At 64.4% G+C, this 20,742-nt stretch carries 22 protein-coding genes, 1 tRNA gene and 1 pseudogene; 12 read left to right on the forward strand and 12 right to left on the reverse strand.

Annotated features, from left to right (window positions below; genetic code table 11):
• Window positions 1–318: 318 nt before the first annotated feature.
• The 4 genes and pseudogenes from OIT41_RS03025 to OIT41_RS03040 form a co-directional block, all read right to left on the reverse strand.
• Window positions 319–765 carry a hypothetical protein gene (locus OIT41_RS03025; protein WP_264637416.1) on the reverse strand — a complete coding sequence of 149 codons (447 nt, stop codon included), beginning with the start codon at window positions 763–765 and terminating at the stop codon, window positions 319–321.
• Window positions 766–871: 106 nt separating this feature from the next.
• Window positions 872–1,303, reverse strand: a pseudogene (locus OIT41_RS03030) (hypothetical protein); the annotation flags it as partial.
• A 193-nt stretch (window positions 1,304–1,496) separates the two neighbouring features.
• Complete coding sequence (locus OIT41_RS03035; RefSeq protein ID WP_264637417.1) at window positions 1,497–2,165, reverse strand: hypothetical protein; 669 nt, start codon at window positions 2,163–2,165, stop codon at window positions 1,497–1,499.
• A 165-nt stretch (window positions 2,166–2,330) separates the two neighbouring features.
• The gene (locus OIT41_RS03040; RefSeq protein ID WP_264637418.1) at window positions 2,331–2,639 is read right to left on the reverse strand and encodes a DUF4190 domain-containing protein; all 309 of its coding nucleotides are present in this window, start codon (window positions 2,637–2,639) and stop codon (window positions 2,331–2,333) included.
• A 139-nt stretch (window positions 2,640–2,778) separates the two neighbouring features.
• On the opposite strand from OIT41_RS03040, the gene OIT41_RS03045 reads away from it, so the two are divergent.
• A complete protein-coding gene (locus OIT41_RS03045) occupies window positions 2,779–2,985 on the forward strand; it encodes a hypothetical protein (protein WP_264637419.1) in 207 nt (68 codons plus the stop codon).
• A 242-nt stretch (window positions 2,986–3,227) separates the two neighbouring features.
• On the opposite strand, the gene OIT41_RS03050 is transcribed toward OIT41_RS03045, so the two are convergent.
• Window positions 3,228–3,300 (reverse strand) — tRNA-Thr (locus tag OIT41_RS03050).
• 228 nt (window positions 3,301–3,528) lie between these two features.
• Between OIT41_RS03050 and OIT41_RS03055 the strand changes: the two genes are divergently transcribed.
• On the forward strand, window positions 3,529–4,266 hold the full coding sequence (locus tag OIT41_RS03055) for a phosphonatase-like hydrolase (RefSeq protein ID WP_413542320.1): 738 nt from the start codon (window positions 3,529–3,531) through the stop codon (window positions 4,264–4,266).
• A gap of 293 nt (window positions 4,267–4,559) precedes the next feature.
• Here the strand turns inward: OIT41_RS03055 and OIT41_RS03060 are convergent, their stop codons facing one another.
• From OIT41_RS03060 to tmk, 3 genes are read right to left on the reverse strand one after another with little or no spacing between them, the layout of a single operon-like run.
• A complete protein-coding gene (locus OIT41_RS03060) occupies window positions 4,560–6,155 on the reverse strand; it encodes an alpha/beta hydrolase (protein WP_264637421.1) in 1,596 nt (531 codons plus the stop codon).
• Between the two features lie 49 nt (window positions 6,156–6,204).
• On the reverse strand, window positions 6,205–7,353 hold the full coding sequence (locus tag OIT41_RS03065; protein ID WP_264637422.1) for a DNA polymerase III subunit delta': 1,149 nt from the start codon (window positions 7,351–7,353) through the stop codon (window positions 6,205–6,207).
• Window positions 7,350–7,994 carry a dTMP kinase gene (gene tmk / locus OIT41_RS03070; protein WP_264637924.1) on the reverse strand — a complete coding sequence of 215 codons (645 nt, stop codon included), beginning with the start codon at window positions 7,992–7,994 and terminating at the stop codon, window positions 7,350–7,352. Before tmk ends, OIT41_RS03065 begins: the two co-directional genes overlap by 4 nt.
• Before the next feature lie 177 nt (window positions 7,995–8,171).
• Here tmk and OIT41_RS03075 point away from each other — a divergent pair, with 177 nt between their 5' ends.
• Together OIT41_RS03075 and OIT41_RS03080 are read left to right on the forward strand one after the other, a co-directional pair.
• The gene (locus tag OIT41_RS03075) at window positions 8,172–9,356 is read left to right on the forward strand and encodes a trans-sulfuration enzyme family protein (RefSeq protein ID WP_264637423.1); all 1,185 of its coding nucleotides are present in this window, start codon (window positions 8,172–8,174) and stop codon (window positions 9,354–9,356) included.
• A gap of 10 nt (window positions 9,357–9,366) precedes the next feature.
• Window positions 9,367–9,705, forward strand: coding sequence for a DUF2516 family protein (locus tag OIT41_RS03080; RefSeq protein ID WP_241710600.1), 339 nt, complete (start codon window positions 9,367–9,369; stop codon window positions 9,703–9,705).
• An 8-nt stretch (window positions 9,706–9,713) separates the two neighbouring features.
• Here OIT41_RS03080 and OIT41_RS03085 read toward each other — a convergent pair whose 3' ends face one another.
• Window positions 9,714–10,526 carry a class I SAM-dependent methyltransferase gene (locus OIT41_RS03085; RefSeq protein ID WP_372489707.1) on the reverse strand — a complete coding sequence of 271 codons (813 nt, stop codon included), beginning with the start codon at window positions 10,524–10,526 and terminating at the stop codon, window positions 9,714–9,716.
• Between the two features lie 127 nt (window positions 10,527–10,653).
• Between OIT41_RS03085 and OIT41_RS03090 the strand changes: the two genes are divergently transcribed.
• A complete protein-coding gene (locus OIT41_RS03090) occupies window positions 10,654–11,400 on the forward strand; it encodes a phosphoglyceromutase (RefSeq protein WP_241710601.1) in 747 nt (248 codons plus the stop codon).
• Window positions 11,401–11,474: 74 nt separating this feature from the next.
• Here OIT41_RS03090 and phoU read toward each other — a convergent pair whose 3' ends face one another.
• Window positions 11,475–12,128 (reverse strand): phosphate signaling complex protein PhoU, encoded by a 654-nt coding sequence (phoU, locus tag OIT41_RS03095; RefSeq protein WP_078106623.1) that lies wholly within the window; start codon window positions 12,126–12,128, stop codon window positions 11,475–11,477.
• 206 nt (window positions 12,129–12,334) lie between these two features.
• Here phoU and OIT41_RS03100 point away from each other — a divergent pair, with 206 nt between their 5' ends.
• Both OIT41_RS03100 and OIT41_RS03105 read left to right on the forward strand, forming a co-directional pair.
• Window positions 12,335–13,537: a sensor histidine kinase gene (locus tag OIT41_RS03100; RefSeq protein ID WP_264637925.1), complete on the forward strand. Its 1,203-nt coding sequence runs from the start codon at window positions 12,335–12,337 to the stop codon at window positions 13,535–13,537.
• Window positions 13,534–14,214, forward strand: a complete 681-nt coding sequence (locus OIT41_RS03105) for a response regulator transcription factor (protein ID WP_059388662.1) — start codon at window positions 13,534–13,536, stop codon at window positions 14,212–14,214. Before OIT41_RS03100 ends, OIT41_RS03105 begins: the two co-directional genes overlap by 4 nt.
• A 130-nt stretch (window positions 14,215–14,344) precedes the next feature.
• On the opposite strand, the gene OIT41_RS03110 is transcribed toward OIT41_RS03105, so the two are convergent.
• Window positions 14,345–14,923 carry a hypothetical protein gene (locus OIT41_RS03110; protein ID WP_241710612.1) on the reverse strand — a complete coding sequence of 193 codons (579 nt, stop codon included), beginning with the start codon at window positions 14,921–14,923 and terminating at the stop codon, window positions 14,345–14,347.
• 295 nt (window positions 14,924–15,218) lie between these two features.
• On the opposite strand from OIT41_RS03110, the gene OIT41_RS03115 reads away from it, so the two are divergent.
• From OIT41_RS03115 to rlmB, 5 genes are all read left to right on the forward strand, one after another.
• Window positions 15,219–15,701 carry a CarD family transcriptional regulator gene (locus OIT41_RS03115; RefSeq protein ID WP_011690592.1) on the forward strand — a complete coding sequence of 161 codons (483 nt, stop codon included), beginning with the start codon at window positions 15,219–15,221 and terminating at the stop codon, window positions 15,699–15,701.
• Window positions 15,702–15,858: 157 nt separating this feature from the next.
• Window positions 15,859–16,641 (forward strand): 2-C-methyl-D-erythritol 4-phosphate cytidylyltransferase, encoded by a 783-nt coding sequence (gene ispD / locus OIT41_RS03120; RefSeq protein ID WP_241710602.1) that lies wholly within the window; start codon window positions 15,859–15,861, stop codon window positions 16,639–16,641.
• Between the two features lie 23 nt (window positions 16,642–16,664).
• On the forward strand, window positions 16,665–17,174 hold the full coding sequence (gene ispF, locus OIT41_RS03125) for a 2-C-methyl-D-erythritol 2,4-cyclodiphosphate synthase (RefSeq protein WP_241710613.1): 510 nt from the start codon (window positions 16,665–16,667) through the stop codon (window positions 17,172–17,174).
• A 57-nt stretch (window positions 17,175–17,231) separates the two neighbouring features.
• Window positions 17,232–18,695, forward strand: a complete 1,464-nt coding sequence (gene cysS, locus OIT41_RS03130; protein WP_241710603.1) for a cysteine--tRNA ligase — start codon at window positions 17,232–17,234, stop codon at window positions 18,693–18,695.
• Window positions 18,696–18,774: 79 nt separating this feature from the next.
• The gene (rlmB, locus tag OIT41_RS03135) at window positions 18,775–19,770 is read left to right on the forward strand and encodes a 23S rRNA (guanosine(2251)-2'-O)-methyltransferase RlmB (RefSeq protein ID WP_241710604.1); all 996 of its coding nucleotides are present in this window, start codon (window positions 18,775–18,777) and stop codon (window positions 19,768–19,770) included.
• A gap of 76 nt (window positions 19,771–19,846) precedes the next feature.
• On the opposite strand, the gene OIT41_RS03140 is transcribed toward rlmB, so the two are convergent.
• The gene (locus OIT41_RS03140; RefSeq protein ID WP_241710605.1) at window positions 19,847–20,659 is read right to left on the reverse strand and encodes a carbon-nitrogen hydrolase family protein; all 813 of its coding nucleotides are present in this window, start codon (window positions 20,657–20,659) and stop codon (window positions 19,847–19,849) included.
• Window positions 20,660–20,742: the final 83 nt, after the last annotated feature.

The raw sequence follows: 20,742 nt of genomic DNA on the forward strand, positions 1-20,742 counted from the left end.
GAGGACCTTCGGGTCGTGTTCGACGTGGGCCCGGCCGGGGTCCTAGTGGTTGGCGCCGTTCTATGAGTCCTGCGGCTGCCGCCGGATGCGTGGTCAAGAACGGTGCCTATCAAGACGGGACAGGACCACAGTCGTCGAATCCGTAGATACTCCGATCATGATTTGCTCCGCCGCCAAGAACACCGCATCGTGGCCCGCCGGGCTGATCGATCCAGCGGGAAGCCCTTGGTGGAGCGTCGCGGGATGGAGGTCCCGATCGGGCCCTTTGCCGGCATGTCCCGCGGCGCCCTCCATCATCTGGGGAAAGCCGCGCATGTCCTATCCCGCGATGAGCTCCTTGACCGGCCCTTCGTGGAGGGCTAGGTAAACCGCGTTCCGGATCTGGTTGGCCTGTGAATCCGTCATGGTCCGGGCGAGGGGGCGCAGCACCAAACGTATGAGCGCGTTGGCTTGTCCGTCGCAGATGCGGAGCCGTTCCCGCGCTGCCGCCGGGAGCTCTCCCCATGAACTCAGCGCCAGGAGTTCGACGCTTTCCAGATCTTCGGCTTGCTCGCCCAAGGATGTCCGTACCCGGTCTCCGAGAACTTCGGCGTCCAAACCCGCGGGGACGACGATGGAAATGTCCCTGCGGATGGAAGGCATCTGGGAGACCGGTTTCCATTGGGACAGGTCCAGCATCTGCTGTTCGATTCTTTTGTCCGTGGATCTGAGCAACCTGATGTCGGGGATGCCTTTGCGGAGCATCAGTGCACGGTCCAAGCCCATCCCTAGAGCCAGTCCCGACCACTTTGCGGGATTGTGCTCCCGGAAGGACCGCCTGCGCGAGGGAAGAAAGCATTTCCTGGAGATCACCGGCGTCGAGGGCTTGCCGGGAGCTGATGCGCCACAAGTCGACCTGGTGCGGGGTAACGACGTGGGTGCGGTCGATGGAATCGCGCCGGTAGACAAGACCGGGGATGGCCCAGAGCTCGTCGATGGATTGGTCTGAATCCAGTGCCCGCAGCAGGGACGGGATGGAAGCGGAGGTATGGCTGCGGAGCATCACCGTAGGGCTGACGTAGCGGGAGTATCTTTGATCCCGCGTGACATCCGATTCGCTGAACCCCAGGCGGTCATAGTTGTCGGTCACGCTCACCAGCGGGCTGTGCCGAATGATCTGTTCGGGCACGCCCCACTTGCTGCCGAGCGCGTCGATGACACCTTGCAAGAGTGTCTGCATTGCATGGGGCCCGGCGTCCGGATTTGAGAGGTCCCGGATAGTCAAAGCATCGTTCAGTTCGGAGGGGCCGAGATAAGCGGGCATTACTGGTCCTTATGTTCGGATGTGAGTGGCGGGTTCCACCCCCGACTCACATCCGGCGCCAGGACCTAGGCGCGCGCCTGAGAGCCCTCGCGACCGGAAACCGGTCGGGGGCAAGCAAATCGACGCGTGGAGAGCATGGGGCGACTATACCCCGGCTGACGACCCTGCGCGTCGGAGCCAGCGCTTCGCGCTGCTACAAACCGAGGTCTTTGACCGCGGTGACCCAGTTGTGGGCGATCGCCTTCTGGGCAGCCGACAGGGTGACCTTGTGAGTGCATACGGCCTTGTGCAGGGCGTTCTCCACCGCGTCTTTCGGGTTCGTGGTGCCCGTTGCGCTCGCCTTGTTCGGCTCAGGCCACAGATTCGATACGGAGTTGGTGCCGCCAAGCTCAAGACTGATGAGATGGTCGTATTCCGTGGTCTTGACGGCGGTCTGGCCGTATTCGCTCAGGCTCTCGGCCTTCACCTTGTCCGTGTTCGAAGCGGGCGGGCGAACCGTGGCCGTGTAGCCGCTCGTGCAGATGGTCGAGTCGATGTTGTCCTGAGTGACCGCTGGATCTGCGGCGCCAGGAGTGCAGGCCGGGTCCGGCAGGTACTCGCCGGTGGCGGCATCGACGACCTTGGCGGAGCACTGTCCGGCACTAAGCTGTTCGTCGGTGGCGACGATGCCGGGGGAGTGGATGGACTTCACGGCTGCGGCCGACGCACCTGAGGATGCTCCCCCGGGAGCGGCCGCGATTGCCTGGGGAGTCGCCGGCGACATCGCTTCTGTGGCGGGACCGGATCCCTGCTGGCATCCGGTGAGGGCCAATGCGGCAAAGAGGAACGCAGCGGGCAGGGCGAAGTGTTTGCGGAAGTTCATGACCCTCATGTGTTCGGCGGCTCGGAAGACTGTCCCTGGAAACGGGTACAGACGGGCGGAAGACGGTAGTTCCCGCCCATCTTTTCTATCCTGTTGCCTGAACTTCGCAGCGCCCGACGCGCCGTGCAGCCTACTCGCCTCGGGTCTCACCTCGACGGCCGTGCATTAGGGGTTAAGGAGGTACCGGGCGACGAGGTAGAACGCAAAATCGGCGATACCGATGATCATCCCCGCGATGGCGAGCCCGCGTCCACGCAACCCGCGGTCTCTGGCCCGCCGGAGGCCTATGCCCGAGAGGGCGGTTCCGAGCGGACCCACCATGGCAAAGACAAAGAGTCCGACGCAGCTAATGATGAAACCCGCAATGGCAGCCTTGCTAAACGGTGCGCGTTTTTGGACCGGAGTGTATGGATGAGGAACCTGGGGGGCGCCGGACGGCCAGCGCTTTTCGGGAGGCGGAGGAACACTGCTCAAGAGGTTTGTCCTTTCACCTGGATGGCGTTAGCCGAGCCTACGATATGGCGCGCAAGCTTGCCTCCAGGGTCCCGGTGTGTCGGAGCCTTGATGGGAGACATGAAACATGAGGCCAAACCGGACGGGCTTCTAACCGACTATGCAGAACGACGGCTTCGCCCTTCTTGCGCTGGTCGGCGTTGCCATGGCCGTCAGTACCCTCAGGAAGGAACGGCCCGCGCCCGAGGTGTTTCTTGAGGAGGAACATTTCGACTGCGGAGGGACCGTGCGCTCCAAAGGCACCATTTGGGGCGGCCTTTCCGTCAGCAGTGGGTACAGAATGCTGGTGCTCAGCCCCACCCGGTAGCTCCCACCTTCAGCGTCGCATACGGCTTGGCAAGGTTCATCGGGCCATGGACCCTGCAACGGGCCGAAGTCAACAGGATCGAGCGCTAGCACTTGGTTCACCAATCACGACGCCATCAGGATCATCCCGGTCAGCGGACCGCCTTGGTATTTTCTGGCCGGATGGACTTCCGGCAAGAGCGCCGTGAATTTTGGAACGAAAAAGGAAGCCCCGCCAATCCAGTGGAATGGCGGGGCTTTTCGAGCTTCCTATCAGAATCGAACTGATGACCTTTTCATTACGAGTGAAACGCTCTACCGACTGAGCTAAGGAAGCACCGCGTTATCGTCCGGGTACCGGCTGAATCACGCAAGATACAACTGTAATAGAGTCACCTCGTCCGGGTCAAAACAGCACCGGGCAGGGCTCCCGTGGCGCCGTTGTTGCGGAATTCACCCGCTCGTCGCGCCGGGTTCAGGCCGCCGTCGCGGACCGGGGGCAAGCTGGGCGGACTAACGTGGCCGCACGATTTCGGCCATCAACCAGCGAAGGGGCGCCATGAGCATGGACAGCGGCAAGAGGATCAACACGGACGACGCCGGGGCACATCGTGCGCAGCGGCTCCGGCTTGCTGTCTTGGACATGGTGGGCACCACGATCACGGACGATGGTCTTACGGAACGTGCGATGTCCCGCGCACTACAGGAGACCGGCGTCGAGCCCGGTTCGACCCGCTTCGAAAGCATGCTCGGCTACGCCCGGGACACCATGGGCTTTTCGAAGTTGACCGTTTTCAGCCACCTTTTTGACGAAGCCCAACGGGCTGAGAGCGCCAACAAAGCGTTCGAACGCGCCTACGACGATCTGATTGCCGACGGCGGTGTCCGGGCTATTCCGGGCGCCGAGGAAACCATCGACTGGTTACGGGACTCCGGCGTGAAAGTGTGCCTGGCTACGGGATTCGGGCGGCACACCCAGAACATGGTGCTTGAGTCCCTGGGCTGGATGGGGAAGGCCGATCTCAGCCTGTGCCCCGCCGACGCCGGACGCGGTCGCCCCTACCCGGACATGATACTTACCGCCGTGCTTGCCCTTGACCTCGATGATGTCCGCGAGGTCGTCGTCGTGGGGGACACGAGCTCGGACATGCTCTCCGGTGTTCGTTCCGGTGCGTCCGCCGTGGTGGGCGTGCTCACCGGCTTCCACTCAGAGGCGGCCTTGCGCGCGGCCGGCGCCACCGCCGTCGTGCCCTCGGTCAAGGACCTTCCAGCGCTGCTTGAGCCCCGCGCGGCACGGCTCTAACGCCTGCCCCTTTTGGCCTGGTCACAGCGGCGTGGATGCCGTCAATCCGCCACCACGCTGCTAGGCCCGCGCAATTGCGCTGGAGGTGGAGCGTGGCAGCTCTTGCCGATGTCCTCGTGCATGCGTTGCGATGCCGGCCGGCAGTCGAAGCGTTGGTCATGGTTCAATGCGCGGTTGCACGTGGCGACATAACCGTGGAGTTCCCGCGCGGCGTAACACGTTCAACTGCCCGGGTCAGCTCAACCCGGCTCCAAAAATGGTCAGAACTGGCGGCCGGCCAAAAACGGCCGGGCTCAGCACATGGTCCCGTCCGAAGGCACCTTTCCGTCCACGAAGTAGTTGTCCACGGCGTCGGACACGCACTGGTTGGAGCGGCCGTAGGCGGTGTGGCCTTCGCCCTTCCACGTCACCAGGGAAGCGTTGCCGAGCTGCTTCCGCAGTGAACCAGCCCAGGCCACCGGTGTTGCCGGATCCCCGGTGGTGCCGATAACCACGACCGGAGCGGAGCCGGTGTACTTGACGGGAGCCGGCGTGTGCACCGGCTTATAGGGCCAGTCCTTGCAGTTGATGCCGCCATAGGCGAAGTAGTACCCGAAGGTGGGGGAGAGCTGCTTCAGCCGGGCTTCCTCGGAACGCATCCCGGGCGTATCCGTGACCATGGGGTAGTCAAGGCAGTTGATCGCGTTGAACGCGAACTGGGTGTTCGAGGTGTAGGTGCCGTTCGGGTCCCGGTCCGCGCCAAAGTCGGCAATCCGGAGCATGAGCGACACATCGCCCTTGAACGCGGCCACGAGCGCCTGGGTCAGGACAGGCCACGATTCGTTGTCATAAAGCGGGGTGAAAATGCCGCTGACAAACGCGGCTCCCGTCACCAGCCGGCCGTCCTTGGCTCGCTTGGGATTCTGCTCGACGTCGGCAATGAGGTCCCGGATTTGCTGCACACCATCGTCGACGCTGCCTGTCATGGGGCAGCCGGGCTTTGCTTGGCAATCCGCAACATAAGTGTGGAGCTCCTTTTCGAATGACTCTGCCTGCCCCGCAGTGAGGTCCTCGTTGTTGAGGGCAGGATCCACTGCGCCATCCAAAGCAAGCTTGCCGACGTTGTTCGGGAACAAGGACGCATAGGTGGCGCCAAGCGAAGTTCCGTAGGAGAAGCCAAGGTAGTTCAATTTTGCGTCGTTCAGCACTGCGCGGAGGATGTCCATGTCCTTGGCAGAGCTGGCGGTGTCGATATGTGCCAGGGCGGGGCCGGATTTTTCCACGCACTTGGCATTGATGGCCTTGGTGTCGGCAAGTGCCGCCGCGAGGCCTTGGTCGGTGTCATAGTTGTAGACCTTCTCGCGGGAAGCGTCACGCTCGGCATCGCTGAGGCACGTCACCGGCGCCGAGCGCTTGACGCCGCGGGGATCGAAGCCCACCAGGTCGAAGCTGGACCGGAGCTTGCTGGTGAAGTGCGTCTTCCCCGCGTCCCTGACGAAGTCATAGCCAGACGCGCCGGGGCCGCCGGGATTGACCAGCAGCGAACCCTTCTTCGTGCCCTGGGCCGGGAGCCGAATCGCCGCGATGGAGATGCTGTCACCGTCGGGTTTGGCATAGTCCACCGGCACTTTGATGTTGGCGCACTGGAATCCCTGCTCGCAGGACGTCCAGTCCACTTTCTGGGAGTAGAAACTCTCCAGTCCTGCCGGCGCCGCGGCTGCGATGGACGAGTCGGCGGTGCTGCCCGACCCGTTGCTCGCGCCGTCGTTGGGCACCGGCACGGAGAACACGCAGCCACTCAGCAGCAGGCTGGCGGAGACCGTGGCAGCGACTGCCGCTGCCGCCCGCCGCAGTGATGGGAACCGGGTCCTGGAACTGGACCCGGCGGTCCGGCGTCGTGCGGGGGTCATGCGTTTCTCCTCAGGCTGGGGAAGCGTGTTGTACTTCTAAACTATCCGGCTATTGCTGAATCAGGCTGCTTGCCATGGACTCGACGGCCAACAGGGGTGCCACGTTGGTGGTGGTGATCCGCACACGGGCCTTGTTGATGGCATCCATGCGCGCCAAAGTGATTTCGGGCGTGGAGTTTGCCGCATAGGCTTCCAGCTCGCTTCTGAGTTCAACGTTGACCAACTCCACGGCGTTTCCCATCTGGATGACCAGGACGTCCCTGTAGAAGGACAGCAGATCGGTCAGCGTGCGGTCGAGGGAATCCGTGATGGATCGCTTGGCCCGCCGTTTCTGGTCGTCTTCAAGCTGCTTCACCTGGCTTCGCATCGACGGAGGCAGGGTGCCCGACTCCGGAGCGCCAAGGCTCGCGAGCAGGGCCACCTTCTCGGCGGCGTCGCGTTCGTCGTTGGAGCTGTTGGCCTCATCGCTCGCGATCTTGACCAGCTTTTCGGCCATCATCACGGCGGCAGTGACGCCCCGCAGGCCCAGCGGGAAGCGGACCGTCTCCATCCGGCGCTCCCTTGCCTCCGGGTCGCGGGCCAGCCGACGCGCAATGCCGATGTGGCTTTGGGCAGCCCGGGCGGCCCGGTCCGCAAGGGCGGGATCGACGCCGTCGCGCCTCACCAGCAGGGCGGCGACGTCGGCAGCCGGCGGAATCCGGAGGCTCACCGGGCGGCAACGCGAGCGGATGGTGACCAGCACATCGGCGGGCGACGGCGCGCACAGCATCCAGATGGTCCGGGGCGTGGGCTCCTCGATGGCCTTGAGAAGGACGTTGGTGGTGCGCTCGGCCATGCGGTCCGCGTCCTCCACCACGATGATGCGCCAACGGCCCGACGCCGGCCGGTCGCCCGCCTTGGACACCAACTGTCGGGCTTCCTCGATGGTGATGGTGACCTTCTCCGTGCGGACAAAGGTCACGTCGGAGTGGGTCTCGCCGAGGATGGTCCGGCACGATGCGCATTCGCCGCAGCCTCGGAGTGCCACGTCGTCCTGTTCGCAGTTCAAGGCAGCCGCGAATGCCTTGGCCGCGTTGGAGCGGCCTGAACCCGGCGGTCCGGTGAACAGCCAGGCGTGCGTGAGGCCTTCGCCTTGGGCGGCGGCCCGCAATTGCGCGACGACGGGCGCCTGGCCCTGGAGCTCATCCCACACGGTCACGTGCGGCTCCCGAGCAAGTCCTGCACGCGCCGGAGGATCTGCGCGGCGAGATCCTCGATGGCGTCGTTGGCGGGCAACACGAGGTACGTGTCGGGGCGGGCCCCTGCCAGTTCGAGGAATGCCGCACGGATGCGGGCGTGGAAATCGTCCGGTTCCGACTCGAGCCGGTCCTCGGCAACGTCTCCGGCAGTCCTGCGGTCCCGGCCATCGCCCGGGTGGACGTCGAGGAGTACCGTCAGGTCCGGTTCAAGGCCTTCGGTGGCCCATTCGTTGAGCCGCCTGACATCCACGGTTCCGAGGTCCCTGCCGGCCCCCTGGTAGGCCACGGAGGAATCAATGTAGCGGTCCGTGATGACCACTGAACCCTGCGCCAAGGCCGGGCGGATGACCTGGCTTGCATGGGCGGCCCGGGAGGCTGCGAACATGAGGGCTTCGGTGCGGGGATCGATCGTGCCGTGGCCGTGGTCCAGGACGAGGGACCGCAGTTTCTCGCCGATCGGCGTGCCCCCGGGCTCGCGGGTTCGCAGTACTGACAAACCGAGGGACTCGAGCGACTCGGCCAGGCGGGCGGCCTGCGTGGACTTGCCGGCCCCGTCCCCGCCCTCGAAGGCGATGAAGAGCCCCGGGCGCTGGTCCGGCATGGGGCTCTGGTCCTGCTTGAGGCGCTGCGTAGTCACGGATCTAAGCGTACAGATGATCACTGACAGTGCCCGACGACGGCGCACGCCCACCCGCGCGGGACGCTCGCCCCGGCGCTCGGCAGCGGTTCGCCCGTAACACCTTTCCAGCGCCCGCACCCCTCGCCGTAGGCTGGTGGAATGAGTCTTTCCCGAGAACATGCCGCAGATCTGTCCCCTGACACTGTGGTGGTGGCGGCAGGCCGTCCCGAACGAAGCCATGACCAGCCCGTCAACCCGCCCATCGTTCTGTCCTCCACCTATTTCGGCACGGGAGCACTGAGCGACGGCGACCGCGGCTACGGACGCTACGCCAACCCCACCTGGGATCCGTTCGAGGAAGCGCTGGCCCAGCTCGAAGGCGCCGAGCTGCCCGGCCTGCTCTACGCCTCGGGCCTGGCTGCCGTGAGCTCCGCGTTGTCGCTCGTGCCCGCCGGTGGCGTGCTCGTCATGCCCACGCACAGCTACGCGGGGTCGCTCGTCATGGCCACCGAACTCGCGGCCAAGGGCATCCTTGAGTTGCGGACCGTCGACATCGCGGACACCGATGCCGTCAAGGCTCAGCTCGCCCCCGCGGATGGAAAGCTCGCCAGCATGCTGTGGATCGAAAGCCCCACCAACCCGATGCTCGGCATCGCCGATGTCCGGGCACTGGCCACCGCAGCCCATGAGGCCGGCGCGATCGTGGTCACGGACAACACTTTCTCCACGCCCCTGGTTCAGCAGCCCCTCAGCCTGGGCTCCGACGTCGTGCTGCACTCGGTGACCAAATACCTGGCCGGCCACTCCGACGTCGTACTCGGCGCCTTGGTGACCTCGAATGCCGGGCTGCGCGCGGAACTCCTGCACCACCGCATCATCCACGGCGGCATCGCGGGTCCCTTCGAGGCCTGGCTTGCGCTCCGCGGCCTGCGCACGCTGGCACTCCGGATCGACCGCTCGCAGGCTTCTGCCGCAACGCTGGCCGAGAGGCTGAGCACCCACCCGCGCGTCGAGTCCGTGCGCTTCCCGGGCCTGCCCAACGATCCCGGCCATGAGCGCGCCAAGTCCCAAATGAAGGGCTTTGGTTCCATCCTGTGTATCCAACTGGCCGGAGACGGAACCCGCAGCGGTGCCGACGCAGCGGATCAGCTGGTGCGCGCATTGCAGTTGTGGATCCCCGCGACGTCGCTGGGCGGGGTCGAATCCCTGATCGAACGCCGGCGCCGGCACACTGCCGAGCCGCTCAGCGTGCCGGACAACCTGGTCAGGATGAGCGTCGGGATCGAGAACGTAGAAGACCTCTGGGCGGACTTGGAGCAAGCACTCAAGGCGCTTGACGGCTAGGCTTGAGGGCGTGGACGGAAAAATTTTGATTTCATACATCCAGAATGGGATTTGGGTCATTCTGGGACTGGTTGCCTTCGCTTTGGAGCTGTGGGCGCTGGTGGATTGCCTGCGCCACAAACCCTCGTCATTCGAAGCCGCATCCAAGCGGACCAAGACCTTCTGGCTCGCCCTCACCGGTATTGCAGCCGCGATCGGTGGCATTTCCGTCCTCAGCGGCGGCGGTGGACTGGGTCTCTTTGGCATCGCCGCCGTGACCTCGGCGTGTGTCTACCTGGCGGACGTGCGTCCGGCCGTGAAGGAAATCGGAAACAGCGGCCGCAACCAGGGGCCGTACGGTCCCTGGTAGCAGTGAGCTCAGGCCGGAGCCACCGCCGACCAGTCGACGGTAAGTTCCCCCAAGCGCCAGCGTGACGTTCCGTCCTGAAGCGGCCACCCGGCGTCGCGCATTGACTGGCACATGGCGGTCCACCGCTGCCTGCTGCCAAAAGACGCAAGAGGTGCGGCCTCCAGCCAGGCCTGGTCCAAGGCAAGCAGGAAAGCATGGATCCGTTCCCCTGGGATATTGCGGTGGATGAGTGCCTTCGGGAGGCGTTCGGCCACGTCGGAGGGCAGCTCGAAACCGCCGAACCGCATGGACAGGCTCAGGCTCAACGGTCCGTTCGGGTCCAAGGCAACCCACGTCACCCTGCGGCCGATTTCGTCACACGTGCCGTCGATGAATAATCCCTGCGGAGCCAACCGAGACTGAACGAGCGCCCAGATCCCGGGCACATCCGATTCCTCGTATTGGCGGAGCACGTTGAAGGCCCGCACCAACACGGGATTGCCCGGAACAGGAACCTCGAAACCGCCCACGTGGAAGCTGAGCCCGGGCCTCTCCAGGGATTTCGCGATCCGGACGCGCTCGGGTTCGATCTCGATCCCGCACACGCGGACGTCCGGGCGGACGGCCCGGAGCCTTTCGAAGAGTTCGACGGCGGTGGCCGGGGAAGCGCCGTAGCCGAGGTCCACTACCAAGGGGTCGACGGCGGAGCGCAGCCGCCATCCCTGCGGGCCAGCCAACCAGCGGTCGAGGCGGCGCATGCGGTTGGGATTCGTGGTGCCTCGGGTGATGTTGCCGACGGGTTTGCCGCGTCTTCCCTGCACCCGCTCCGCTTTTTGCACCACCGTCCCACTTTATCCTCCAACGCGGGGTCACTTACGGCCCATCCGAGGAGCAAACACCGGCGCGAAGTGACCCTGCGTTGCCGTAACGCCCGGCAACGGCGGGTCCTCATCGCTTAGGATGAAAACCATGACTTACAAGCTGATTCTGCTGCGCCACGGCCACAGCGACTGGAACGCCAAGAACCTGTTCACCGGCTGGGTGGACGTCGACCTGAACGACCAAGGCCGCGAGGAAGCAGCGCGCGGTGGAGAGCTCCTGGTCGAGAACAACGTTCTCCCGGACATCCTGTACACGTCCCTGCTCAAGCGGGCCATCAACACCGCGAACATCTCCCTGGACAAGGCCAACCGCGGCTGGATCCCGGTCAAGCGTGACTGGCGCCTCAACGAGCGCCACTACGGTGCGCTCCAGGGCAAGGACAAGGCCCAGACCCTCGCCGAGTTCGGTGAAGAGCAGTTCATGGAGTGGCGCCGCAGCTACGACACCCCGCCGCCCCCGCTCTCCGACGACAGCGAGTTCTCCCAGGCACACGATCCCCGATACGCGGACCTCGGCGACGCCCTCCCGCGCACCGAGTGCCTCAAAGACGTCCTCGTGCGCCTCCTCCCGTACTGGGAATCCGACATCAAGGAAGACCTTAAGGCCGGCAAGACCGTACTCGTGACAGCCCACGGCAACTCGCTCCGCGCCCTCGTCAAGCACCTCGATGGCATCAGCGACGAGGACATTGCGGGCCTCAACATCCCCACGGGCATCCCGTTGGTCTACGACCTGGATGAGAACTTCCAGCCGATCAACCCCGGCGGAACCTACCTCGACCCCGAGGCCGCGGCAGAGTCGATCAAGGCTGTAGCCGCCCAGGGCAAAAAGTAGGTTTCTGAGACAACGACGGCGGCCGGCCCACCTTGCGAGGTGGGCCGGCCGCCGTCGTTGTTTGTGAAGCCCGGCTAGAAGCCTTCAGGCTGCCATTCACCGGTGACCAGGTAGGTCACCTTGCGGGCAACCGAGACGCCGTGGTCGGCGAAGCGTTCGAAGTAGCGGCTGGCGAGGGCCACGTCCACTGTGGTGGCGGCCGTCTCGGCCCAGGCAGGATCCGCGATGGCCCTGAAGACGCTCAAGTGCAGATCGTCCACCCGGATGTTGAGCTTGAGGATGTCGCGGGCAACTTCCAAGTCGCGGGACTCCAGGAGCAGGGTGACCTTCTGGACGATTTCGAGGTCGAGGCGGGCCATGTCCTTGAACGTGGCCGTCAGCTGCTCGGGGATGACGGTGGCCGGGTAGCGCAAGCGTGCCAGCTGGGCCACGTGCCGGGCGAGGTCACCCATGCGCTCCAGGGATGCGCTCATCCGCAGGGAGCCGACAATCATCCGGAGATCGCTCGCCACGGGACCCTGGAGTGCCAGGATGTCGATGGCGCGCTCGTCGAGGCCGTTCTGCAGGAAATCGATCCGGGCATCGGCGGCAATGACGTCCTGGGCGAGATCGACGTCCGCACCTTCGAACGCAGTAGTCGCGTTCTGGATCGCCTCAGTGACCAGTTTTGAGATCTCGATGAGGTCCTCACCGACCTGGATGAGCTCCTCCTGAAAAACCTTGCGCACGGTGGCGTCCTCTCCTTGGAATTCTCCTCCGCACCCCTCTGACGGCGCGAAAATCATCACAGCTAACTATGGTCCAACTAGTAAGGATGGCAGTGGTCAATGAACGATTGCGCACCTTTAGGTGAACGTTAGCTGAATCGGGGCGGTTTGGTGACCGTTCCATATTTTGCAGTGTTTCGAGCGCATAAGCTAGATCCGTGGATCCAGTGCTCATCGGTGTCATCGCAGGTCTAGTCGGCCTGTCGTGCGGCGTCTTTGGCGTGCTCGCGTTCAGGCTGAGTGAACGGCAGCGGAAGATCGTGGACCTGGACGTCACGGAACCCCTGCTTCCGGAGGGAGCCGCTGAGGTGCTGTCCGTCGTCGGGCGCGCTTTCGTCGTCGTGGACGCGATCGACGGCGTCGTCCGGGCCAGTCCCGCGGCCTATGCCTACGGGCTCGTGAGGGGCCACACGGTGGTGCACAAACAGTTGCTGGACATGACCGCAAAGGTGAGGCGCGACGGCGTCATCCTGGAAGAGACTTTCGAGTTGCCCCGTGGTCCGTTGGGCAAAGGAACCATTGTGGTGCAGGTGCGGGCAGCCATGCTCGGATGGGAATATATCGTCCTCCTGGCCGATGACCGCACCGAAATCACCCGCACCGAAGAGATCCGCAACGACTTCGTCGCGAACGTTTCGCACGAACTCAAGACTCCGGTGGGCGCCATCTCGCTGCTGGCCGAAGCGCTCGAGGCGAGTCCCGACGACGAAGAAGCCGTGCGCCGCTTCGCGAAGCGCATGCACAAGGAGTCGACACGGCTCGCCGCGCTGGTGCAGGACATCATCGAGCTGTCCCGGCTCCAAGGGGCCAATGTGGCACAGCAAGGGCACGCCGTGGATATCAATACAGTGATCGCCGAAGCCGTGGATCGTTCGCAGCTCCCAGCCGAACTCAAGAACATCAAGATCGTCGTCGGCGGCCGCACGGAAACAATGGTGTTCGGCGACCAGGACCTGTTGGTGACCGCCTTGCGGAACCTGATCGACAACGCGATCCGTTATTCGCCCGAGAACACCCGTGTGGGAGTGGGGGTCCGCGCCAAAGAAGGCGTGGTGGCCATTTCCGTCACGGACCAGGGTGAGGGTCTCAGCCCCGAGGACCAGGAGCGCATTTTCGAGCGCTTCTACCGCGTGGATGCGGCGAGGTCCCGGCAAACCGGTGGAACCGGCTTGGGCCTCAGTATCGTCAAGCACGTGGTGTCCAACCACGGCGGCGAGGTCACGGTCTGGTCCCAGCCCGGCCAAGGTTCTACTTTCACCATCCGCCTTCCGGAAATGGAAGGCCAGGAGGACGACGCCGGGGCGAAGCCCCGAAACGTGATTCAAACGACGGGCGCTGTGCGCGCCCTAGAGCAAGGAGCTGGCGCTTGAGCAGGATTCTGATCGTGGAGGACGAAGAGTCCTTCAGCGACCCCCTGTCCTACCTATTGGGCAAGGAAGGCTTCGATGTCCAGGTTGTGGACAACGGCAGTGACGCCTTGGTGGAGTTCGACCGCAACGGGGCCGACCTGGTGCTGCTGGACTTGCAGCTTCCGGGGACCCCTGGCACCGAGGTTTGCCGGCAACTGCGCCAGCGTTCCAGCGTCCCGGTCATCATGCTGACCGCCAAGGACTCGGAAATCGACAAGGTGGTTGGCCTGGAGCTCGGCGCGGACGACTACGTCACCAAGCCCTACTCCTCGAGGGAACTCGTGGCCCGGGTGCGTGCCGTGCTGCGCCGCCAAGGCGAGCCGGAGGAACTCATCACGTCCACCGTGCAGGCCGGCCCGGTGCGGATGGACATCGAGCGGCATGTAGTGAGCGTCAACGGAGAACAAGTATCGCTTCCGTTGAAGGAATTCGAGCTTCTCGAGATGCTGCTGCGCAATTCCGGCCGGGTGCTCACCCGCGGGCAGCTGATCGACCGCGTCTGGGGCTCCGACTACGTGGGCGACACCAAGACCTTGGACGTCCATGTGAAGCGCTTGCGGAGCAAGATCGAGCCCGATCCCTCCGTTCCCCGCTATCTCGTGACAGTACGGGGTTTGGGCTACAAGTTCGAGCCGTAGGTCGGCGCGGGCAGGAACAACAAAGCAACAGCAAAAGGAAGGACTCCCGTGGGGGAGTCCTTCCTTTTGTCTTGGTGAAGGCCTTTCGTCTTGCCAAGCCGGCTCGTTGCCGAGCGGGCGGCGGTGGCCCCTAGTGCCCTGTGCTGCTCGCGCTAGGCGTGGGGCTGGCGCTGCTGCTCGAAGTGGAGCTGCTGCTCGGGGTGGCCGAGCTGCTGGCGGAGGGGCTCGGTGAAGCGGACGGAGTGGGAATGTACTTCGCGTATTCCTTCAAGGAAGCATCCAGGACCGGGAACTGCACGGTGCTGGAATCCGATCCGCTCTTGATGGTCACGGGAACCACCGAACCCGGGACTCCGCCGGTGGTGCTCAGGATAACGGCGCTCGTGGTGTCGTTGAGGTAGGTCTCGGAGTTTGCCTTCACCGGAATGGTCGCCTGTGACCCGCCGGCGCCACTGATGGTGAGGGTGGCATCGCTCGAGGACGTGTTGAACACGGCACCAATGACGCGGCCCGGCTTGTTGGCGTCCGTGGAGACGATGAGCATGTTTCGAAGCTGCAGTGAACCGAGGTCCGCCCTGACGCCGTCAGACGGTGAATACTGCTGATTCGTCTGCTGGGGGTTGATATAGCCGCAGCCGGTCACGGACAAGAGACCGATGCTGATGGCGGCCGCCGCCATCGCCAGTTTGCCGCGCTGGACACGGTTCATCGCAGTAATGCGCACGACACGTACTCCTCTAAGAGTCATTGGAACACTTTTCAGCCATAGCCTATCGGCAAACCGGCAAGAACAAGGATTCCGATCACCATTGTGGCGGCCCTCCAGAAGGAGTAGGGTCATCCGGAACGCTCTGTCCTATGCACTTTTATGCCCTCCCGTCAAGAGGGGGCCGGAGGGCTGAAAAGGCCATTTTCCGCGTATTTACAGGGCTCAGGAGCCCTTTCCGTGCCAATCGTATGCCTTAAGCGTGATAAACTGGTCTGCGGGAAAGGGGAAAGTCCACATGGTTTTTGAGGTCGGCGAGACAGTAGTTTACCCTCACCACGGTGCAGCAAAAATTGAAGAAATCAAGATGCGCACTATCAAGGGCGAAGAGAAAATGTATCTCAAGCTCAAGGTGGCTCAGGGTGATCTGACCATTGAAGTTCCAGCAGAAAACGTAGACCTTGTTGGGGTTCGCGACGTAGTGGGCAAGGAAGGCTTGGAGCACGTATTTGACGTTCTCCGTGCCGAGTTCACTGAAGAGCCCACCAACTGGTCCCGGCGCTACAAGGCAAACCTGGAGAAGCTTGCTTCCGGCGACGTCATCAAGGTTGCAGAGGTCGTCCGCGACCTTTGGCGCCGTGATCACGATCGCGGCCTTTCCGCAGGTGAAAAGCGAATGCTGGCCAAAGCCCGTCAGATTCTGATTTCAGAACTGGCATTGGCTGAGAAGACCGACGAAGAGAAGGCCGCAAGCGTTCTCGACGAAGTTCTGGCTTCCTAACAGAGATTCAAAGATTTGAACCCCGGTAGCAACCTGCTGCCGGGGTTTCCTTTTGCCCGAGGCCCAACTAACTCGCAGTAGGTGTCGTTCTGGGCGCCCAAAACGACACCTACTGCGAGCTGGGTTGGGTCGGTGGGCACCACGTAGGCTTGGGCGCATGACTACACCATCCCAGCGCGAGGCCACCGCCGTCGTCGTCGTCGCAGCAGGCTCGGGGGAGCGCCTTGGCTATGGCATGCCCAAAGCAAAAGTGCCGCTGGGCGGCGAAACGATTCTGACCCATGCCCTTCGCGGCGTCGCGACCGCGGACGTTGCACGCCAGATTTGCGTGGCCGTCCCCGCAGGCGATCTGGAGCTGCGCGAGCTGTGCGAGGCATTCCGCCGGGAGCTCGGCACCGACGGTCCGCTGATCACAGTGGTCGACGGCGGATCGACCCGTGCCGCTTCGGTCCGCGCCGCACTGGGGGCAGTTCTTGAGGGAACGCGTGCGGTGCTGGTTCACGACGCCGCGCGGGCGCTGACACCCGAACGGGTCTTCCACCGTGTCGCCGTGGCGCTTTCGTCGGGCGCCAAAGCGGTCATCCCCGCCATGCCGGTGGTGGATACCGTCAAGATGGTCGCGGAAACGGACGGGGACGACGCCGGAATCGCGCCGGAGATCGTCACCGGCACCGCCCCGCGCGAACAACTTCGTGCCGTGCAGACTCCGCAGGGATTCGACTATGAGACTTTGTTGCGCGCACACTCGGCCGCGGCGACGTTCGACGACGAGCAGTCGGCGGCCGTCACGGACGACGCCATGCTTGTCGAGCTCCTGGGCGTCCCCGTCCACGCAGTCCGGGGTGCCAGCCAGTCGCTGAAGATCACCACGCCGCTGGATCTCATCATCGCCGAAGGCCTCCTGGAAGGGCCGCTCGGAGTCCGCTGGGTGGAAGGCTGATGGCCGCACCGGAGGACACCGCGATGATTCTGCCGCGCACGGGCATCGGGGTTGACGTGCACGCCTACGCACCTGAGAACGATCCGCAGCCGTTGTGGCTCGGCGGGCTGTTCTGGGCGGGGGAACGCGGACTTGCAGGGCATTCCGACGGCGATTGCGTCGCCCATGCAGCCGCTGATGCGCTCTTCTCCGCTTGCGGCATCGGTGATCTGGGCACGCATTTCGGAACGGACCGTCCCGAATTCGCGGGTGCGTCCGGGGTGAAGCTGCTGGGGGAGGCCGCCAGGATCGTCCGTGCCGCCGGTTTCGAAATCGGGAACGTGGCGGTGCAGTTCGTTGCCAACAGGCCAAAGTTCGGCCCGCGCCGTGAAGAGTCGCAACGTGTCCTCAGCGCCGCCGCAGGAGCCGCCGTAAGCGTCACGGCGACCACCAGTGACGGCCTGGGTTTCACCGGCCGGGGCGAGGGCATTTCCGCCGTGGCCACGGCACTCGTCTACCCCGTGCCCGCAGCACCCCAGGGTGATGGCAGCTAAACAGGGATACAGGGTGTGCGACGAAGCCAGTCGGTGCGCATCCGCTAATCTGGAGCGGTGACCCTGCGCTTTTACGACACTGCATCCGCCGAAGTCCGCGACTTCGTTCCCCTTGAAGCCGGCAAGGCCAGCGTCTACTACTGCGGTGCCACGGTGCAGGGTATGCCGCACGTTGGACATGTCCGTTCGGCGATCGCCTTCGACCAGTTGACCCGTTGGCTTGAATACCGCGGCCTGCGTGTCACTGTTGTCCGCAACGTCACGGACATCGACGACAAGATCCTCGCCAAGTCGGCACAGTCCTTCGGGCCGGACTGGGCCGAGGAACCCACAGCCAAGGCCGAGGAAGAATGGTGGGCCTTGGCCTACCGCTACGAGCAGGAATTCGAACAGGCCTACGACGTCCTCGGCGTTTCCCGCCCCACCTATGAGCCTCGCGCCACCGGCCACATCCCGGAGATGCACGCCCTCATTCAAAGGCTCATCGACCGCGGCCACGCCTACCCGGCCCTGGACGACTCCGGCGACGTCTACTTCGACGTCCGGTCCTGGAGCAAGTACGGCTCGCTGACCCGACAGAACATCGACGACATGCAGGGAGCCGCCGACGTCGAGCCTCAATTCAGCAACAGGAAGCGCGACCCGCGCGACTTTGCGCTGTGGAAAGGCTACAAGGACGGGGAGCCGACGACGGCGAGCTGGGTTTCGCCGTGGGGAACCGGGCGGCCGGGCTGGCATCTTGAATGCTCCGCCATGGCCACGAAGTACTTGGGCCAGCAATTCGACATCCACGGCGGCGGATTGGATCTCCGCTTCCCGCACCACGAGAACGAGATGGCGCAGTCTCAGGCTGCGGGTGACGGATTCGCCAACTTCTGGCTGCACAACGGGATGGTCACCTACGAGGGCGAAAAGATGTCCAAGTCGGTAGGCAACACGGTGAGCCCGTCGGAAATGCTCGAGCTCGCTAGCCCGCGCGTTGTCCGGTACTACCTTGGGCAGGCGCAGTACCGCTCCATCCTTGACTACCGGCCCACCTCGCTCCAGGAAGCTGCTGCTGCCGTGGAGCGCATCTATGGTTTTGTCGCGAAGGCCTCCAAGAAGTTCGGTGGCGATTTCGCCGCCCACCCTGTGTCGAGCCCGGTGCCCGATGCGTTCGCTGCCGCGATGGATGACGACCTCAACGTCCCGCAGGCCCTGGGCGCCCTGCACGAGACTGTCCGTGCCGGAAATACGGCCCTGGCGAACGGGGACGACGCCGGGGCCCAGCAGGCGCTCCAGGCCGTGATGGCCATGACCACCGTTCTTGGACTGAACGACGTCCGCGGCGAGGCCCAGGAGAACTCCGAGACCGTCACGGCCCTCGGGGTCCTCGTGGAAGCCCAGTTGCAGGCGCGGGCCGAGGCGCGGGCCAACAAGGACTGGGCAGCTTCCGACGCGATCCGCGACACTCTTGCGGCAGCCGGTATCGCCGTCGAGGATGGCGCCGACGGCGCCAGCTGGAGCCTCAAACGGGACTGACATTCCGCCGTCGTCCCGATTTAAGTTGATTCAGTAGACTTGATTGCAGACGTACTCAACACAATCAAGGGTGGAATTCATGGCCAACAACGGTCGCCGGGCTGTCAAGAGCAAGAAGGGCCCCACCACCGGAACCGGTGGCCACGGTCGAAAGGCCCTCGAAGGCCGGGGTCCGACCCCCAAGGCTGAGGACCGCGAGTATCACAAGGCGTACAAGAGCAAGCAGCTCGCTGAACGCTCGGCGGCAAAGCGCGCGGCCGGGGGCACCAGCCGCTCGAACCCGGGCGCCCGCTCGGGCCCCAAGGGCCGCGCTACCGAGGAAGTCGTCACCGGGCGCAACTCCGTGGTGGAGGCGCTTCGCGCCGGAATCCCCGCGAAGGCACTGCACATCGCCATCCGGATCGAGATGGACGACCGCGTCAAGGAGTCCCTCAAACTCGCTGCCGAACGTGGCATCCCGCTGCTGGAAACCGGCAAGCCCGAGCTGGACCGCATGACCGAAGACGCTGTCCACCAGGGCCTCGTACTGCAGATCCCGCCGTACGAATACCAGGACGCCTACGACCTCGCCGAAGAGACGGTCACTAAGTGGAAGAAGGGGTACATCCCCAACGCGCCCCTCTTCGTTGCGCTCGACGGCATCACCGACCCCCGCAACCTCGGCGCCATCATCCGCTCCGTTTCCGCCTTCAGCGGCCACGGCGTGATTGTCCCGGAGCGCCGCTCCGTCGGCGTCACTGCGTCGGCATGGAAGACCAGCGCAGGCGCAGCGGTCCGCGTCCCCGTGGCCCGGGCTGCCAACCTGAACAACGCACTCAAGCAGTTCAAGCAGATGGGCATCTTCGTGCTGGGCCTGGACGGCGACGGCGACGTCTCGCTGCCGGATCTCTCGTTGGCCACCGATCCCGTGTGCATCGTGGTGGGTTCCGAGGGCAAGGGCCTCAGCCGCCTGGTCCGCGAAAACTGCGACCAGATCATCTCCATCCCGATCGACTCCGCCATGGAATCGCTGAACGCCTCCATGGCCGTGGGCATCTCCCTGTACGAAGTCTCAAGGCAGCGCGCCGCCAAATAGCGCACGCCCGCTCACTTATAGCGCAAATTACAGCAACGCTCGCTCACTTCTTAGTGAGCGAGCGTTGCTGTCCCCTTCAGAAGTCGCGGCGGTTGGCGAGGACCGGGAGCTTGGCCCTAGCGTCCTCGACGACGGCGGCATCCAGCTCCGCGAACAACAGGCCGGGTTCGGCGTCGAGCTCTTCAAGAACGTTGCCCAAGGGGGACACGACGACGGAGTGCCCCACTCCGGTGGGCGCCGCCCCTTTGGGTTCGCGGCCCTGGCTCGCGGGGTCGCCCTGGCCGCATGCCAGCACGAAGGTTGTGGTGTCGATCGCCCGGGCACGCGCGAGCAGCTTCCACTGTTCCACCTTGCCCGACCCGGCTCCCCAGGAAGCGGACACGATGTTCACGTCGGCCCCGCGGTCGGCGTTGGCGGTGAAGAGCGCCGGGAAGCGGATGTCGTAGCACGTGGCCAAGCCAAAGGTGAGGCCCCCGGCGTCGAACGTCACTGGACCGGTGCCGGCGTCGACGGTGTCCGATTCCGCGAAGCCGAAGGCGTCGAAGAGGTGGATCTTGTCGTAGCTGGTGTCCACCCCGGGCCCGGTGGCGATCAGGGTGTTCCGGACCTTGCCGTTGCTGCTGCCGTCGGAGGCCAGGCCAGGGGTGAACATTCCGGCCACGATCACGATCCCAAGTTCCCGGGCGATCTCCCGCACCCGGCTGGCCCATGGCCCGTCCAAGGGCTCGGCGATGTCCAGCAGGGAATTCCCGAAGGCGCGCATGGTCGCTTCGGGAAACACCACGAGCTCGGCACCGCCCTCCTTGGCCCGGCGGGCATAGTCTTCCAACAGGGTCAGGTTGTCTGCCAGCTCGCGGCCACTGATGAGTTGAGCAAGAGCGATTCGCACAATTACCTCCGCATTGGTGTATAGCCAAAGTATGCAACGACATCGCCGAGGATACGAACCGCTCGGCATGCGGCCGCGTGAAT

Source organism: Arthrobacter sp. YA7-1 (genome assembly GCF_025960325.1).
Taxonomy (GTDB): Bacteria; Actinomycetota; Actinomycetes; order Actinomycetales; family Micrococcaceae; genus Arthrobacter; species Arthrobacter bambusae_A.

What these genes read in the sequence shown, in the direction of transcription:
- OIT41_RS03025 (WP_264637416.1), bottom strand. Translation starts at nt 765, where the DNA reads ATGGGCTTGGACCGTGCACTGATGCTCCGCAAAGGCATCCCCGACATC.
- OIT41_RS03035 (WP_264637417.1), bottom strand. Translation starts at nt 2,165, where the DNA reads ATGAACTTCCGCAAACACTTCGCCCTGCCCGCTGCGTTCCTCTTTGCC.
- OIT41_RS03045 (WP_264637419.1), top strand. Translation starts at nt 2,779, where the DNA reads ATGCAGAACGACGGCTTCGCCCTTCTTGCGCTGGTCGGCGTTGCCATG.
- OIT41_RS03055 (WP_413542320.1), top strand. Translation starts at nt 3,529, where the DNA reads ATGGACAGCGGCAAGAGGATCAACACGGACGACGCCGGGGCACATCGT.
- OIT41_RS03060 (WP_264637421.1), bottom strand. Translation starts at nt 6,155, where the DNA reads ATGACCCCCGCACGACGCCGGACCGCCGGGTCCAGTTCCAGGACCCGG.
- tmk (WP_264637924.1), bottom strand. Translation starts at nt 7,994, where the DNA reads ATGCCGGACCAGCGCCCGGGGCTCTTCATCGCCTTCGAGGGCGGGGAC.
- OIT41_RS03075 (WP_264637423.1), top strand. Translation starts at nt 8,172, where the DNA reads ATGAGTCTTTCCCGAGAACATGCCGCAGATCTGTCCCCTGACACTGTG.
- OIT41_RS03090 (WP_241710601.1), top strand. Translation starts at nt 10,654, where the DNA reads ATGACTTACAAGCTGATTCTGCTGCGCCACGGCCACAGCGACTGGAAC.
- OIT41_RS03110 (WP_241710612.1), bottom strand. Translation starts at nt 14,923, where the DNA reads ATGAACCGTGTCCAGCGCGGCAAACTGGCGATGGCGGCGGCCGCCATC.
- OIT41_RS03115 (WP_011690592.1), top strand. Translation starts at nt 15,219, where the DNA reads ATGGTTTTTGAGGTCGGCGAGACAGTAGTTTACCCTCACCACGGTGCA.
- ispD (WP_241710602.1), top strand. Translation starts at nt 15,859, where the DNA reads ATGACTACACCATCCCAGCGCGAGGCCACCGCCGTCGTCGTCGTCGCA.
- ispF (WP_241710613.1), top strand. Translation starts at nt 16,665, where the DNA reads ATGATTCTGCCGCGCACGGGCATCGGGGTTGACGTGCACGCCTACGCA.
- rlmB (WP_241710604.1), top strand. Translation starts at nt 18,775, where the DNA reads ATGGCCAACAACGGTCGCCGGGCTGTCAAGAGCAAGAAGGGCCCCACC.